Here is a 15,597-nt window from a genome sequence, read left to right as displayed (position 1 = left end):
GGCTTGCTCTTACACGGCCGGAATATTGCGGCCGTAGTAAATCTCGCGCATCTCTTTCCAGAGCAGGTCAGTAATCGCCTTACGCTCTTCTTCGCTCAAATCTTCCGGCTTCGTGTGGAACATATAGTGCTTAAGGTCAAACTCCTTAAGTAACATCTTGGTATGGAAGATGTTTTCCTGATACACGTTCACGTCCATCATGTCATACAGTGATTTCATGTCCTCGGACATAAAGTTCTGGATGGAGTTGATCTCGTGGTCGATGAAATGCTTCATGCCGTTGATATCGCGGGTAAAACCACGCACGCGGTAATCAATGGTGACGATGTCCGATTCCAGCTGGTGGATTAAATAGTTCAGCGCGTTCAGCGGGGAAATCACGCCGCAGGTCGAGACTTCAATATCGGCGCGGAACGTACACAGCCCGCCTTCCGGGTGACTCTCCGGGTAGGTGTGCACGCAGATATGGCTTTTATCGAGGTGGGCCACGACCACTTCCGGCAGCGGGCCCGGATGTTCCGTTTTGTCGATAAGCTTCGGGTCGACCGGCTCTTCGCTGACCAGAATGGTCACGCTGGCGCCCTGAGGTTCATAATCCTGTCGGGCGATGTTCAGGATGTTTGCGCCGATAATGGAACAGGTTTCTGACAGGATCTCGGTCAGACGGTTGGCGTTGTAGAGTTCGTCGATATAGGCGATGTAACCATCGCGTTCTTCCGCTGTTTTGGCATAGCAGATATCGTAAATACAAAAACTCAGGCTTTTCGTCAGGTTGTTAAAGCCATGCAGTTTAAGCTTTTTCAATTAGCTCACCCCCTTAGTGGATAATGCGTCTTGCAGGTACTGCGGCAGAGCAAACGCTGCGGTATGGATAGCCGGATTGTAGTATCTGCACTGAAGACCGGCCTGATGGAAGCGGGCCTGAATAATTTCGGTGGAGAGATGGCGTAATACGTCGTTATCGGTCGCCCAGGCAAAGGTCATGATCCCACCGTAGTACGTCGGAATGGCCGCCTGATAGAAGCTGACGTCATCGAAATAGGTGCTCAGCTTACGATGGCTGTCGAGCGCTTCATCCTGCTGCAGGAAGCAGACGCCATTTTGTGCGACGAAGATCCCGCCCGGGTTCAGGCAGCGCTTGCAGCCTTCGTAGAAGGAGGAGGTAAACAGCGACGCGCCGGGGCCGATAGGGTCGGTGCAGTCGGAGATAATAACGTCAAAGGTCTGCGAGGTCTGGTTAACAAAGTTAACGCCGTCGTCAATCACCAGGCTAAAGCGCGGATCGTCATAGCTACCGGCATTGTGATTGGGCAGGTACTGGCGGCAGAAAGAGACGACGCCCGCATCGATTTCCACCATGGTGATGGTTTCAATGGAACGATGGCGGGACACTTCACGCAGCATTGCGCCGTCGCCGCCGCCGATAATCAGGACATGCTTCGCGTGACCGTGCGCCAGCAGCGGGACGTGGGTCATCATCTCATGATAGATGAACTCGTCGCGCTCGGTGGTTTGCACCACGCCGTCCAGCGCCATGACGCGGCCAAAGGCGGCGTTTTCGAAGATAATGAGATCCTGGTGATCGGTTTTCTCATGATAGAGCACGTTATCAACGGCAAAGTACTGACCAAACTGGTCATGCAGTGTTTCATGCCACAACGTGTGGTCGGCCATACGCGGACTCCTCCTTTGTTAACATCCGTTACGCTCACAAAAAATGAGCGAAACATGATAGCTAACTATAACCGTGGTTGCACGGCTATAGGTTCAACAGGGGGCGTCGGGAAGGTTATTTGACGTAGGCGAGCAGGCTGAGTGAGTCGCGAGCCAGCGCTTTACATTTTTTGGCAGTGGGAATACCAATACCGCTCAAGTCACGGTAGCTGTCTTCACCGAGCGCCTTCATGTCGAAGCTGTCGTAGTTGCTGAGATCCCACTGGTTTTGCTGGGCAAAAAAGACCAGCGCGCGGCGAATCTGCCCGTTGGGTAAATTCTGGTAGCCACAATCATTTTTCAGGAATACAAAAACCGCCGTTAAATCGGCCATATCTTCCGCTTCATTTTCACTTAGCGCATAGCTGTTCGCACACATTGCCATCAGGCTTCCGAACAAAATTGTCCTGAAAAACGTCTTCATTGCTTCTACCACTTCTTCACGGAAAATTAACGTTAGCATACTTGATGCCGGTGCGACGATCTTTATTATTGCCGCTTTACTTGACCTTCCGGTAAGGGGAGGGTTTATGCTCAAAAGATCGCCTGCTGGAAATAAGGAAATGAACATGCAACGTCGTGATTTTTTAAAATATTCCGCTGTGCTGGGGGCTGCCAGCGCATTACCACTCTGGAGCCGCGCGGTTTTCGCGGCCGACAGGCCTGCCTTACCCATCCCTGACTTAGTGACCGCTGACGCCCGCAGCCGTATCCAGCTTGTGGTTCAGGCCGGTAAAACGACGTTCGGCGAGCACCACGCCACGACGTGGGGTTATAACGGCAATTTGCTCGGTCCGGCGCTTCAGCTACGTAAAGGGAAAACGGTGACGGTGGATATCCACAACACGCTCGCCGAAGAGACGACGCTGCACTGGCACGGGCTGGAAGTGCCGGGCGAGGTGGACGGCGGGCCGCAGGGCATCATCAAAGCGGGCGGTACGCGCAGCGTCACCTTTACGCCCGATCAGCGCGCGGCGACCTGCTGGTTCCATCCGCATCAGCATGGCAAAACGGGCCATCAGGTGGCGATGGGGCTGGCGGGGCTGGTGCTGATTGAAGACGACGAAAGCCGCCTGCTGCGCCTGCCGAAGCAGTGGGGCATCGACGACGTACCGGTGATTGTGCAGGACAAGAAATTCAACGCTGACGGGCAAATTGACTACCAGCTGGACGTGATGAGCGCGGCGGTAGGCTGGTTTGGCGACACGCTGCTGACCAACGGCGCCATTTACCCTCAGCACGCCGCGCCGAAAGGCTGGCTGCGCCTGCGCCTGCTCAACGGCTGTAACGCACGCTCGCTCAATTTCGCCACCAGCGATAAACGCCCGCTGTATGTGGTAGCCAGCGACGGCGGGCTGCTGCCGGAGCCGGTTAAGGTGAGCGAACTGCCGATGCTCATGGGCGAACGCTTTGAGGTGCTGGTGGATATCAGCGACGGCAAGCCGTTTGACCTCGTGACGCTGCCGGTGAGCCAGATGGGGATGGCGGTCGCACCGTTTGATAAGCCGCATCCGGTGCTTCGTATTCAGCCGCTGCTGGTGACCGCATCCGGCACGCTGCCTGATACGTTAACCACTCTGCCAGCCCTCCCGTCGCTGGAGGGGCTTACGCAGCGCAAGCTGCAGCTCTCTATGAACCCGATGCTCGATATGATGGGCATGCAGGCACTGATGGCGAAATATGGCGATCAGGCGATGGCGGGGATGCACCACGGGCAGATGATGGGCCACATGAATATGGACCACGGCAAAATGGGCAGCATGGGGAACATGAATCACGGCGACCACGGTTTTGATTTCCACAACGCCAACATGATCAACGGCAAAGCGTTCGACATGAATACGCCGATGTTTGCTGCGACAAAGGGTCAGCTTGAGCGCTGGGTGATTTCAGGCGAAGGGGACATGATGCTGCACCCGTTCCATATCCACGGCACCCAGTTCCGCATTCTCACAGAGAACGGCAAAGCGCCGGATGCGCACCGCGCGGGCTGGAAAGATACGGTGAGAGTAGAAGGCGGCGTCAGCGAGGTGCTGGTGAAGTTTGACCACGAGGCGCCGAAGGAGTTTGCCTATATGGCGCACTGCCACCTGCTGGAGCATGAAGATACGGGGATGATGCTCGGCTTTACCGTATAAAAAAAGCCGGATGGCGGCTTCACCTTACCCGGCCTGGATTTCGCAGGTGCGGCCTGATGCCCTCACCCTGACCCTCTCCCACAGGGAGAGGGAACAAACACAAAAACGGCAACCGAAGTTGCCGTTTTGCTTTTATTTGCCTTCGTCAGGCAACGCATATGCGACGATGTAGTCGCCCATTTTCGTGCCAAACGAACCGTGACCGCCGGCAGAGATGACAACGTACTGCTTGCCATTCACTTCATAGGTCATCGGCGTGGCCTGTCCACCCGCTGGCAGACGGCCCTGCCACAGTTTTTCACCGTTGGTCATGTTGTACGCGCGCAGATAGTTATCTGCGGTTGCCGCGATGAACAGCACGTTACCGGCGGTGGAAATTGGGCCACCCAGCATTGGCATACCCATATTGAACGGCACCGGAACAGGCATCGGGAACGGCATGCTGTCCTGTGGCGTACCAATACGTTTTTTCCATACGATCTGGTTGGTTTTCAGATCCAGGCCGGAGATATAACCCCAGGCAGGCTGTTTACACGGCAGACCAAACGGCGACAGGAACGGGTTCAGCGTTACGCCAAACGGCACGCCGTACTGCGGCTGAATGCCGGCTTCGGTACCGCTGCCTTTCGCGTCTTTCGGCTGCTCCATTGGGTTGCCCGGACCGCGTGGGATCAGACGGGAAACAAACGGCAGCGCCATCGGGTTGGCGATCGCCACCTGACGGTTAGGGTCAACGGAAATACCGCCCCACTCGAACATCCCCAGGTTACCCGGGAAGACCAGCGTGCCCTGCTCAGACGGCGGCGTGAAGATGCCTTCATAGCGCAGCTGGTGGAACATCACGCGGCACACCAGCTGGTCAAACATGGTGGCGCCCCACATGTCCGCACCGCTGAGGTCTTTCTTCGGACGGAAGCTCAGGTCAGAGAACGGCTGGGTTTTGCTGACGTAATCGCCTTTCGCCGCGCCCTGCGGAACCGGTTTTTCCGGTGCTGGCACAACCAGCTTACCGTTGCTGCGATCCAGCACGAAGATGTTGCCCGTCTTGGCCGGAGCGTAAATCACCGGAACGGTTTTGCCATTAACGGTAATGTCGGCCAGCGTCGGCTGGGACGGCATATCCATATCCCACAGATCGTGGTGAACGGTCTGGTAGCTCCACGCCAGCTTGCCGGTGGTCGCATTTAGCGCCACGATAGCGCTTGCATAACGCTCCTGCTCCGGCGTGCGGTTACCGCCCCAGATATCCGGCGTGGTCACGCCCATTGGCAGGTAGACCAGGTCCAGCTTCGCGTCATACGCCGCCGGTGCCCAGGAGTTTGGCGAGTTAAAGGTAAAGGTGTGCTCGTCCGACGGGATCGCGTTGGGATCTTTCGCGCCCGGGTCGAAGGCCCACAGCAGTTTACCGGTGTTCACGTCGAAACCACGGATAACGCCGGAGGTTTCACGCGTGGAGAAATTATCCGTTACCGAACCGGCAATCACGATGGTTTTATCGGTGATGATTGGCGGCGAGGTTGGCTCATACAGACCCGGCGTGGTGTCCGGCATGTTGGTCTGCAGGTTCAGGATACCTTTGTTGGCAAAGGTTTCGCACAGCTTGCCCGTTTCGGCATTGATGGCGAACAGACGGCCATCGTTCACCGGCAGCATAATGCGGCGAGGACAGTCGGCAATGACCTCCGGGCTGGCATTATCGGCGCGCGCTTCGTGGTAAGAGACGCCGCGGCAGGTGACGTGCTGGAAGGACGGGTTGGAGTTCAGCTGCGGATCGAAGTGCCATTTCTCTTTACCGGTGGCCGCGTCGAGCGCGAACAGACGCTGGTGCGCCGTACACAGATAAAGCATGTTGCCGACTTTAATCGGCGTCACTTCGTTGGTCAGCTCGCCCGGATCGTTCGGCATCTTCACATCGCCGGTACGGAATACCCAGGCTTCCTTCAGGTTTTTAACGTTGTCCGCGTTGATCTGCTTCAGCGGAGAGTAGCGTTGACCTTCCTGATTACGACCATATGCAGGCCAGTCGCCGTCAGCGACCTGGGAGATAGCTGCCGCAGGCGTGGATTCTGCGTTCAGCGTACCGTTGATCTCCTGCGGGTCATTAAAGCCGGCCCAGGTCAGAATGCCGCCGGTAATAAGCAGGGCAACAACCAGGCCCGCTACCGCACCGCTGGAAGGCACAATCAGGCGACGCCAGACGAACGGCAGGATCAGCCAGATACCGAAGAAGACCAGGATGTCGCTGCGCGGCGTCAGTGCCCAGAAGTCGAACCCGACTTCCCAGACGCCCCAGATCATGGTGGCAAGGAGGAGGGCGGCATACAGCCACAGTGCAGATTGTTTTCTGCGCAACAGCAGGACGGTTACGGCAACCATAACCAGACCCGCAATCGGGTAGTACCAGGAGCCGCCTAAAGCGACCAGCCAGACGCCACCGATTAACAGATACAGCGCGCAGAAGGCTGCGAATGCGGCTGTTAATGTCACCAGTAGACGCGGCTGTTTAGAGTTTGTTTCAGCCATAGAAAGTGTACTCGTCAGTTTTTGTTAATAATTTGCTAGCAACTAATTATAGGTATTAACAAGTGTGATCGGAATCACAATATTTGCTTTTTATAACTCATACGCCAGGCTTATCCATTTGCTGATATAATGGCTGGCTTGCGTATCAGTGCTGGATATTAACTCATCCGTATTGAGAGATTTTCACTAAAATCATTTGGTTAGTAATATGAAACATACTGTTGAAGTGATGATCCCGGAAGCCGAGATCAAAGCGCGTATCGCCGAACTGGGTCGTCAAATCACCGAACATTACAAGGACAGCGGTAGCGAAATGGTGCTGGTCGGTCTGTTGCGCGGCTCTTTCATGTTCATGGCAGACCTGTGCCGTGAAGTGCATGTGCCTCATGAGGTCGATTTTATGACCGCCTCCAGCTACGGCAGCGGCATGTCCACTACCCGTGATGTGAAAATCCTGAAAGATCTGGATGAAGATATTCGTGGCAAAGATGTGTTGATCGTTGAGGACATCATCGACTCCGGCAACACGCTGTCAAAAGTGCGCGAGATCCTGAGCCTGCGCGAGCCAAAATCTCTGGCGATTTGTACGCTGCTGGATAAACCTGACCGTCGTGAAGTGCAGGTGCCGGTAGAGTTCGTAGGCTTCTCGATTCCTGACGAATTCGTCGTCGGTTACGGCATTGACTACGCGCAGCGTTATCGTCATCTGCCGTATGTGGGGAAAGTGGTATTGCTGGACGAGTAATGGCGGGCTGATGCCCTCACCCCGGCCCTCTCCCACAGGGAGAGGGAGAACATTCCCGGCTTTATTTATGGTTCACATGCTTAAGCTGAAGGTTGGCAATCCCCGAACGGTAACGCTGCTCCAGCGTTTCGCGGTTGGTGGCGGTCACTTCCAGATTGCGCAGCAGGCCATCGTGAATACCGTACGCCCAGCCGTGGATAGAAACCTTCTGCCCGCGTTTCCATGCTGATTGCATGATCGTTGAGTGGCCCAGGTTATATACCTGCTCCATCACGTTGAGTTCGCAAAGGGTATCCATGCGACGCTCCTGCGGCATTTCGCCCAGCAGTGAGCTATGTTTGAACCAGATATCGCGGATGTGCAGTAGCCAGTTATCAATGAGCCCCAGTTCCGTGTTTTCAACCGCCGCCTGCACGCCGCCGCAGCCATAATGGCCGCAAATGATGATGTGCTCGACTTGCAGAACGTCCACGGCATACTGAACGACAGAAAGACAGTTGAGATCGGTGTGAATCACGAGATTGGCGACATTGCGGTGAACAAACAGTTCGCCGGGTTCAAGGCCGGTCAGGCGCTCCGCCGGTACGCGGCTGTCGGAACATCCAATCCAGAGAAAGCGTGGGTTCTGAGCTTGCGCGAGTTTTCCAAAAAATCCGGGGTCTTCCTCCACCAGCATTTTTGACCATAGTGCATTGTTGCTGATGAGTGTATCTATGTTGTTCATGGAGGTTAGCGACCTGTAACCGAGTTATTGCGTTGCGCTACTATAGGGTAACCCGACTTTTAATGAAACCACACAACGTGTGTAAGAACTGAAGGTAAGTTAATTTCATGGCAATTGCACTGGAGCTTGAGCAGCTTAAAAAAACCTATCCGGGTGGCGTTCAGGCGCTACGCGGAATAGATCTGAAAGTAGAGGCCGGTGATTTTTACGCGCTTCTGGGGCCGAACGGGGCGGGGAAATCGACCACCATTGGGATTATCAGCTCACTGGTCAATAAAACGTCCGGCCGGGTGAGCGTCTTTGGGTACGACCTGCAAAAAGATGTGGTGAACGCCAAGCGCCAGCTGGGGCTGGTTCCGCAGGAGTTCAACTTCAACCCGTTCGAGACGGTGCAGCAAATTGTCGTTAACCAGGCGGGCTATTACGGCGTTGAGCGTAAAGAGGCCCTCGAGCGTAGCGAAAAATACCTTAAGCAGCTCGATCTGTGGGAAAAGCGTAACGAACGCGCGCGCATGTTGTCCGGCGGGATGAAGCGCCGCCTGATGATCGCCCGTGCGCTGATGCATGAGCCAAAACTGCTGATCCTCGATGAGCCGACTGCGGGTGTCGATATCGAACTTCGTCGTTCCATGTGGGGCTTCCTGAAAGATCTCAACGATAAAGGCACCACCATTATTCTGACCACCCACTACCTGGAAGAGGCTGAAATGCTGTGCCGCAACATCGGCATCATTCAGCACGGCGAGCTGGTGGAAAACACCTCGATGAAGAATCTGCTCTCCAAGCTGAAATCCGAAACCTTCATTCTCGATCTGGCGGCGAAAAGCGCGCTGCCAAAACTTGAAGGCTACAACTATCGTCTGGTGGATACCTCGACGCTGGAAGTGGAAGTGCTGCGCGAGCAGGGGATTAACAGCGTGTTCTCACAGCTGAGCGCGCAGGGGATTCAGGTTTTAAGTATGCGTAACAAAGCGAACCGACTGGAAGAGCTGTTTGTCTCTCTGGTACATGACAAACAAGGAGACAAGGCATGACGCATCTTTACTGGGTCGCGCTGAAAAGTATCTGGGCGAAAGAGATCAACCGCTTTATGCGTATCTGGGTGCAAACCCTGGTGCCGCCGGTCATCACGATGACGCTTTATTTCATCATCTTCGGTAACCTGATTGGTTCCCGGATTGGTGAAATGCACGGCTTTACCTATATGCAGTTTATCGTGCCGGGCCTGATTATGATGGCGGTGATCACCAACGCCTATGCCAACGTGGCGTCGTCATTCTTCAGCGCCAAGTTCCAGCGCAATATTGAAGAGCTGCTGGTCGCGCCTGTGCCGACGCACGTCATTATCGCGGGCTATGTTGGCGGCGGCGTGGCGCGCGGGCTGTGCGTGGGGATCCTGGTCACGGCGATTTCGCTGTTCTTCGTACCGTTTCAGGTCCACTCGTGGCTGTTTGTCGCGCTGACGCTGCTCCTGACGGCGATCCTGTTCTCGCTGGCCGGTCTGCTGAACGCCGTGTTCGCCAAAACGTTTGACGACATCAGCCTGATCCCGACCTTCGTGCTGACGCCGCTGACCTATCTCGGCGGGGTGTTCTACTCCCTGACGCTGCTGCCACCGTTCTGGCAGGCGCTGTCGCACCTGAACCCGATTGTCTACATGATCAGCGGGTTCCGCTTTGGCTTCCTCGGTATCACCGATGTGCCGCTGTTTACCACGGTGGCGGTGCTGGTGGTGTTTATCATCGCCTTCTACCTGCTCTGCTGGTCGCTGATCCAGCGCGGACGCGGGCTGCGCAGCTAATCTTTTGCCCGGCGACGTTCTGTTTGCCGGGCACTTTCTTTGACAGTTATCACCGTAAGCTAACCTTCACTCCGCTAAACTACTTGCCTGCTAAGGAGGGAGTTATGCTGGGATGGGTTATCACCTGCCACGATGAACAGGCGCAGGAAATGCTGGATAAGCTTGAAGCCAGATTTGGCCCGCTGGTGCAGTGCCGGGCGGTAAACTACTGGCGCGGGTTGAGCACCAACATGCTGAGCCGCATGATGTGCGATGCCCTGCATGAAACGGACACCGGTGATGGCGTCATTTTTTTGACCGATAAATCGGGCGCGGCGCCTTACCGCGCAGCCGCGTTGCTGAGCCATAAGCACGCGTGCTGTGAAGTGATCTCGGGTATTAACCTCTCCCTGCTGGCGTTAATGTATCCGCAGCGTGAATTATTAAGTAGCGCTGAGTTTCGCCAGGCCATCGTGGCGCAGGGCGTTCCGGGCGTCAGCAGCTTGTGGCATCAGCAGCAAAAAAATCCTCCTTTCGTCCTGCTCCACGATTTGTATAAGAATTAAACGTTGGTATTGATGTCTCATTTGTTACAATAGCGGCAGTTTTCCGCACCGATTAAGACACCATGCTACCGCGCTTTCTTTTCCTGCTATTGATGCTCATTTCCGGCGTCAGCTCAGCCAGTTTACTCAGTCAGCACACGCTGCCTACCCAGTACATGCAAACCACCGAAGACGCGGCGATCTGGGCGCAGGTGGGGAACAGCGTGATCAACGTCGGTAACGTGCGCGCCGGGCAGATCCTGGCCGTTGTGCCCGCGGCGGCGGACTACTACGAATTTCGCTTCGGTTTTGGCACGGGGTTTATCGACAAGGGCCACCTGGAGCCGGTTCAGGGGAAACAGCGCGTCGAGGACAGCCTCGGGGATCTCAATAAACCCCTGAGCAATCAGAACCTGATTACCTGGAAAGACACGCCGGTGTATAACGCGCCGTCGAGCGGCAGCGCGCCTTTCGGCACATTAAGCGCCAATCTGCGCTATCCCATACTGAATAAACTGAAAGACCGGCTGAATCAGACCTGGTTCCAGATCCGCATCGGCAATCGTCTGGCGTGGATCAGCAGCCTGGACGCGCAGGAAGATAACGGACTTCCGGTTCTGACCTACCATCATATTCTGCGTGATGAAGAGAACACGCGTTTTCGACATACGTCCACGACCACCAGCGTACGTGCGTTCAACAACCAGATGGCCTGGCTACGCGATCAGGGCTATACCACCCTGACGATGTACCAGCTTGAAGGGTACGTGCGTAACAAAATGAACCTGCCTGCAAAATCGGTGGTGATTACCTTTGACGACGGCCTGAAATCCGTCAGCCGCTATGCCTATCCTGTGCTGAAAGAGTATGGCTTCAAGGCTACCGCGTTTATTATCTCTTCCCGCATAAAAGGCCATCCGCAGAAGTGGGATCCAAAATCGCTGCAGTTTATGAGCGTGCAGGAGATTAAGGGGATTCAGGATGTGTTCGATATTCAGTCTCACACCCATTTCCTGCACCGCGTGGATGGGTATAAACACCCGATATTGCTGAGCCGCAGCTATCACGTGATTTTGTTTGATTTTGAACGCTCGCGTCGCGCGCTGGCGCAGTTTAATCCACGCGTGCTCTATCTTTCCTATCCGTTTGGCGGCTACGACAATAAAGCGATAAAGGCGGCGAATGACGCCGGTTTTCATCTGGCGGTGACGACGGTAAAAGGGAAGGTGAAGCCGGGGGATAATCCGTTCTTGCTGAAACGCCTGTACATCTTAAGAACGGATTCGCTGGAGACCATGTCGCGGCTGATCAGCAATCAGCCGCAGGGATAGTGCTTAAGCAACCTGAACCGGAATCGCCTTCGCGGTACGTTTCATGTCGTTGTCGCCTTCAAAGTAGGCAACTTTCGGCTGCCAGCGGCGCGCTTCTTCATCAGACATCATCACGAAGCTGGCGATAATCACTATATCGCCCACGTCCGCGCAGTGCGCTGCCGCGCCGTTAACGGAGATGATTTTAGACCCGCGCTCAGCGGCGATGGCGTAGGTTGAGAAACGTTTGCCGTTGTTAACGTTCCAGATATCAATCGCTTCGTTTTCAAGGATGCCCGCAGCATCAAGGAAATCCTGGTCGATGGCGCAGGAGCCTTCATAGTGCAGGTCGGCCTGGGTGACTTTCACACGGTGAAGCTTACCTTGCAGCATTTTGCGAATCATTACGTTTACCTTTCATCTTCCGGGTAGAGAAACCTACGCCAGTTCAACCACTTTGTTGTCGATTAGGCGGGCCTGACCAAGCCATGCCGCCACCAGAATGACCGCACGTTTGCTGGTCTGTGTAAGCTCCAGAAGCGTGTCGGCATCGCGAATTTGAATATCATCAGCGCGGAAGCCTTTATCGTTCAGCGCCTGTTCAGCCAGAGCAATAATCTCTTCGGCCGTTAACTCTTTCGCCAGCAGCTGTTCTGCCATGGTGTTCATGACCTTGCTTAAGCCCGGCGCGATTTTACGCTGGTCCGCGGTCAGGTAGCCATTTCGCGAGCTGAGCGCCAGACCGTCTTTCGCGCGTACAATCGGTACGCCGACAATCTCGATATCGTAACCCATGTCAGCAACCATCTTGCGGATCAGCGCCAGCTGCTGGAAATCTTTCTCACCGAAGCAGGCAACGTCCGGCTGCACCAGGTTGAACAGCTTGCTGACGATGGTCGATACGCCGCGGAAATGACCCGGGCGGCTTGCGCCTTCCAGCATGGTGGAAATGCCCGGTACGTCAACGTAAGTGGCCTCATCGGTACCCTGAGGATAGACATCCGCCGGTGCCGGAGAGAAGACAATATCCGCATGGCGTTTTTTGAGCTTCTCGCAATCTTCCTGCAGGGTGCGCGGATAGCGTGCCAGATCGTCGGCGCGGTCAAACTGCATTGGGTTAACGAAGATACTGACCACCACGATATCTGCACGGGCTCTTGCTTCGTCAACCAGCTTCATATGGCCGTCATGCAGGTTGCCCATGGTCGGGACCAGTGCGATACGTTTACCTTCCTGACGCGCGCGGCGGATATGCTGGCGCAGCAGCGGCAGGGTTTCAATGATTAGCACAACGAGACTCCTTAATGGAAACTGTGTTCTTCACCCGGGTAAACACCGGATTCAACGTCGGCAATATACTGCCTGACCGCAGCGCGCATGTCGCCCGCTTCGGTGAGGAAATTTTTGGCAAACTTCGGAATATGCCCGCCGGTGATGCCAAAGGCGTCGTGCATCACCAGGATCTGACCGTCGGTCACGTTGCCTGCACCGATACCAATCACCGGAATCGACAGGGCTTCAGTAATACGCTTCGCCAGCTCAACCGGCACGCACTCCAGCACCAGCAGCTGGGCGCCTGCGGCTTCCAGCGCCAGGGCATCATCCAGCAGCGTCTGGGCGGCGTCACCGCGGCCCTGCACTTTATATCCACCAAAGATGTTGACGGACTGCGGCGTCAAGCCCAAATGGCCGCACACCGGCACGGCGCGCTCGGTGAGCATCTTCACCGTATCCACCAGCCAGGCGCCGCCTTCAATTTTGACCATGTTAGCGCCAGCACGCATGACCGCTGCCGCGTTTTCGAACGCCTGCTCCGGCGTGGCATAGGCCATAAACGGCAGATCGGAGAGCAGCAGGCAGGCTGGAGCCCCGCGGCGCACCGCACGGGTGTGGTAAGCGATATCCTCAACCGTGACCGGCAGGGTGGAATCATGTCCTTGTACCGTCATCCCTAACGAATCTCCGACCAGCATGACGTTGATACCCTCTTCGGCAAAGAGTTTGGCGAAGCTGTAGTCATACGCAGTGATGGTGGCGAAGCGTTTTTTTTCCTGTTTGCATTTCTGCAGTAAGGAGATGGTGGTTGGTTTCATACTGTTTCCTGATAGCCCAAAAGCGAATCTTTGCGCATTCTAACAGTAACATTCGGGGGAACAATGATTTTAGGTAACCGATTAGCCACAATTATTTTGAGGTTAATCGGCAGGGGAATCGGATCACCAGCGGGCGGGTCTTTCCGCGTTGAGGTTGTCCAGAATGGTCCTCAGTGGGATGCCATCCGGGAAGATGAGATCGGGGGCGACTTCAAACAGCGGCCAGAGCATAAACCCGCGATTTTTCATGTCGTAATGCGGAACGGTGAGACGTTCAGTGCTAATGGTCTCGTGACCAAACAGCATAATGTCGAGGTCCAGCGTGCGCGGTCCCCAGCGCTCGGCTTTGCGTACGCGGCCCTGCTGCAGTTCGATACGCTGGGTGTTATCCAGCAGCGTTTCGGCATTCAGAGCGGTTTCCAGCACCACGGCGGCATTGAGATAATCAGGCTGATCCTGCGGACCCAGCGGCGGGGTACGGTAGAAAGAGGAGACCGCCACGATCTTACTTTGCGGGATCTCCCCCAGCGCCTGTATGGCAGCGTTCACCTGCTCCAGCGGAGAGGCTAAATTGCTGCCGATGGCGATATACGCGAGGGTCATGCTGTCCCTTCACGACGCGGCGCGCGTTTGCGCGGACGACGATGGCGGCGACGCGGTTCTGGCTCTTCATCCAGCCCGGTGAGCATGTCTTTTTGCTCCGGCGGTGCTGAGACCTGGAATTCGGCCCACCACTGCGCCAGGCGCTGCAGCTCCTGGTTGCGTTCAATTTCAGCACGCAGCGACAGCAGATCGAAGGCGGCGCGGAATTTTGGATGCTCCATCAGCTTCCAGGCGCGTTTGCCCTGACGACGGGACATGCGCAGCTGAAGCTGCCAGATATCGCGCACCAGCGTGGTAATGCGTTTTGGAATAGCGAGCGTACGGCACCCTTCGTCCAGCACGTCGTTTGCGGCCAGCGCGAAGGCATCATAGTATGCAAGCCCGCTCTCCTGGGTAATTCGCTGGGCCGTTTCGAGCAGCGGATACCAGAACATCGCCGCAAACAGGAACGCCGGATTGACGCGCATGTCGTTGCGAATACGGGTATCGGTATTTTTCAGCACCTGCGCAATCATCCGCTCCATTGGGCTGTCACCGCTTTCGGTGAAGTAGCGGGTAATGGTCGGGAACAGGGGCTGGAAAAGGTTGTATTCGCGCAGTAGATTGTAGGTTTCAAAGCCGTGGCCTGCCTGCAGCAGCTTCAGCGCCTCTTCAAACAGGCGGGCAGGCGGCACGTCGTTAATCAACGTCGCCAGGCGCGGAATCGGCTCTGCCGTTTCCTGGCTGATGCGCATATTAAGCTTGGCGGCGAAACGCACGGCGCGCAGCATACGCACGGGATCTTCGCGATAGCGCGTTTCCGGCGTGCCGATCAGACGGATCAGACCTTCTTTCAGGTCCTGCATGCCGCCGACGTAATCGCGCACGGTGAAATCCGCCACGCTGTAATAAAGGCTGTTGATGGTGAAGTCGCGACGCTGGGCATCTTCTTCGATAGAGCCGAAGATATTGTCACGCAGCAGCATGCCGTTCTGGCCGCGCTGTGACGTGGTGCGATCGGATGCGCCGGCTTCGTGGTGGCCGCGGAAGGTCGCCACTTCGATAATTTCCGGGCCAAACATCACGTGAGCCAGACGGAAACGGCGGCCAACGAGACGGCAGTTGCGGAATAATTTGCGCACCTGCTCAGGCGTGGCGCTGGTCGTCACGTCGAAATCTTTTGGTTTTTTGCCCAGCAGTAAATCACGTACTCCACCGCCCACGAGATAGGCCTCGTAGCCCGCTTTATTCAGACGATAGAGCACCTTGAGGGCATTTTCACTGATATCTTTGCGGGAAATAGTGTGCTGCTCACGCGGAATAACCGACATGTGTGGCTGTGCAATAGCATCGTTCGCCATGCTCTCTTCGCGGCTTAGCACTTTACGGCAAAAATTAGCGACTCGGGTAAAAATGGTACACCTCGTAGTGTGTTTTGTTATGA

16 protein-coding genes are annotated in these 15,597 nt (G+C 55.7%); 6 read left to right on the top strand and 10 right to left on the bottom strand.

Going from position 1 to position 15,597, the window contains the following annotated elements:
* Window positions 1-9 precede the first annotated feature (9 nt).
* From speD to DEO48_RS14420, 3 genes are all read right to left on the bottom strand, one after another.
* A complete protein-coding gene (speD, locus tag DEO48_RS14430) occupies window positions 10-804 on the bottom strand; it encodes an adenosylmethionine decarboxylase (protein ID WP_032649781.1) in 795 nt (264 codons plus the stop codon).
* Complete coding sequence (gene speE, locus DEO48_RS14425; RefSeq protein ID WP_023310424.1) at window positions 805-1,674, bottom strand: polyamine aminopropyltransferase; 870 nt, start codon at window positions 1,672-1,674, stop codon at window positions 805-807.
* A 115-nt stretch (window positions 1,675-1,789) separates the two neighbouring features.
* The gene (locus DEO48_RS14420) at window positions 1,790-2,137 is read right to left on the bottom strand and encodes a YacC family pilotin-like protein (protein ID WP_014882582.1); all 348 of its coding nucleotides are present in this window, start codon (window positions 2,135-2,137) and stop codon (window positions 1,790-1,792) included.
* 145 nt (window positions 2,138-2,282) lie between these two features.
* On the opposite strand from DEO48_RS14420, the gene cueO reads away from it, so the two are divergent.
* Window positions 2,283-3,851, top strand: a complete 1,569-nt coding sequence (cueO, locus tag DEO48_RS14415) for a multicopper oxidase CueO (protein WP_109845555.1) — start codon at window positions 2,283-2,285, stop codon at window positions 3,849-3,851.
* Between the two features lie 132 nt (window positions 3,852-3,983).
* Here the strand turns inward: cueO and DEO48_RS14410 are convergent, their stop codons facing one another.
* Entirely contained in the window at window positions 3,984-6,374 is a 2,391-nt protein-coding gene (locus tag DEO48_RS14410) for a glucose/quinate/shikimate family membrane-bound PQQ-dependent dehydrogenase (RefSeq protein ID WP_023310427.1), read from the bottom strand.
* Between the two features lie 208 nt (window positions 6,375-6,582).
* On the opposite strand from DEO48_RS14410, the gene hpt reads away from it, so the two are divergent.
* Window positions 6,583-7,119 (top strand): hypoxanthine phosphoribosyltransferase, encoded by a 537-nt coding sequence (hpt, locus tag DEO48_RS14405; protein ID WP_008501948.1) that lies wholly within the window; start codon window positions 6,583-6,585, stop codon window positions 7,117-7,119.
* A 61-nt stretch (window positions 7,120-7,180) separates the two neighbouring features.
* Here the strand turns inward: hpt and can are convergent, their stop codons facing one another.
* Window positions 7,181-7,843 (bottom strand): carbonate dehydratase, encoded by a 663-nt coding sequence (gene can / locus DEO48_RS14400; protein ID WP_008501947.1) that lies wholly within the window; start codon window positions 7,841-7,843, stop codon window positions 7,181-7,183.
* Between the two features lie 107 nt (window positions 7,844-7,950).
* Between can and DEO48_RS14395 the strand changes: the two genes are divergently transcribed.
* The 4 genes from DEO48_RS14395 to DEO48_RS14380 all read left to right on the top strand — a co-directional run bounded on the left by DEO48_RS14395 (window position 7,951) and on the right by DEO48_RS14380 (window position 11,499).
* Complete coding sequence (locus tag DEO48_RS14395; protein WP_003856300.1) at window positions 7,951-8,877, top strand: ABC transporter ATP-binding protein; 927 nt, start codon at window positions 7,951-7,953, stop codon at window positions 8,875-8,877.
* Window positions 8,874-9,644 carry an ABC transporter permease gene (locus DEO48_RS14390; protein WP_023310428.1) on the top strand — a complete coding sequence of 257 codons (771 nt, stop codon included), beginning with the start codon at window positions 8,874-8,876 and terminating at the stop codon, window positions 9,642-9,644. The genes DEO48_RS14395 and DEO48_RS14390 overlap by 4 nt, the downstream gene beginning before the upstream one ends.
* A gap of 104 nt (window positions 9,645-9,748) precedes the next feature.
* A complete protein-coding gene (locus tag DEO48_RS14385; RefSeq protein ID WP_109845554.1) occupies window positions 9,749-10,189 on the top strand; it encodes a PTS sugar transporter subunit IIA in 441 nt (146 codons plus the stop codon).
* Window positions 10,190-10,251: 62 nt separating this feature from the next.
* Window positions 10,252-11,499 carry a polysaccharide deacetylase family protein gene (locus tag DEO48_RS14380; RefSeq protein WP_109845553.1) on the top strand — a complete coding sequence of 416 codons (1,248 nt, stop codon included), beginning with the start codon at window positions 10,252-10,254 and terminating at the stop codon, window positions 11,497-11,499.
* 3 nt (window positions 11,500-11,502) lie between these two features.
* Here DEO48_RS14380 and panD read toward each other — a convergent pair whose 3' ends face one another.
* The 5 genes from panD to pcnB all read right to left on the bottom strand — a co-directional run bounded on the left by panD (window position 11,503) and on the right by pcnB (window position 15,568).
* Entirely contained in the window at window positions 11,503-11,883 is a 381-nt protein-coding gene (gene panD / locus DEO48_RS14375; RefSeq protein WP_006810068.1) for an aspartate 1-decarboxylase, read from the bottom strand.
* 33 nt (window positions 11,884-11,916) lie between these two features.
* A complete protein-coding gene (gene panC / locus DEO48_RS14370) occupies window positions 11,917-12,768 on the bottom strand; it encodes a pantoate--beta-alanine ligase (RefSeq protein WP_023310431.1) in 852 nt (283 codons plus the stop codon).
* Window positions 12,769-12,779: 11 nt separating this feature from the next.
* On the bottom strand, window positions 12,780-13,571 hold the full coding sequence (gene panB, locus DEO48_RS14365; RefSeq protein WP_023310432.1) for a 3-methyl-2-oxobutanoate hydroxymethyltransferase: 792 nt from the start codon (window positions 13,569-13,571) through the stop codon (window positions 12,780-12,782).
* Window positions 13,572-13,694: 123 nt separating this feature from the next.
* Window positions 13,695-14,174 carry a 2-amino-4-hydroxy-6-hydroxymethyldihydropteridine diphosphokinase gene (gene folK / locus DEO48_RS14360; RefSeq protein ID WP_109845552.1) on the bottom strand — a complete coding sequence of 160 codons (480 nt, stop codon included), beginning with the start codon at window positions 14,172-14,174 and terminating at the stop codon, window positions 13,695-13,697.
* Window positions 14,171-15,568, bottom strand: coding sequence for a polynucleotide adenylyltransferase PcnB (gene pcnB / locus DEO48_RS14355; protein ID WP_216786933.1), 1,398 nt, complete (start codon window positions 15,566-15,568; stop codon window positions 14,171-14,173). Before pcnB ends, folK begins: the two co-directional genes overlap by 4 nt.
* Window positions 15,569-15,597: the final 29 nt, after the last annotated feature.

Source organism: Enterobacter sp. CGMCC 5087 (genome assembly GCF_003144775.1).
In the GTDB taxonomy this organism is placed as follows: Bacteria; Pseudomonadota; Gammaproteobacteria; order Enterobacterales; family Enterobacteriaceae; genus Enterobacter; species Enterobacter cloacae_M.
This window is presented reverse-complemented; position numbering and strand designations above follow the sequence as displayed.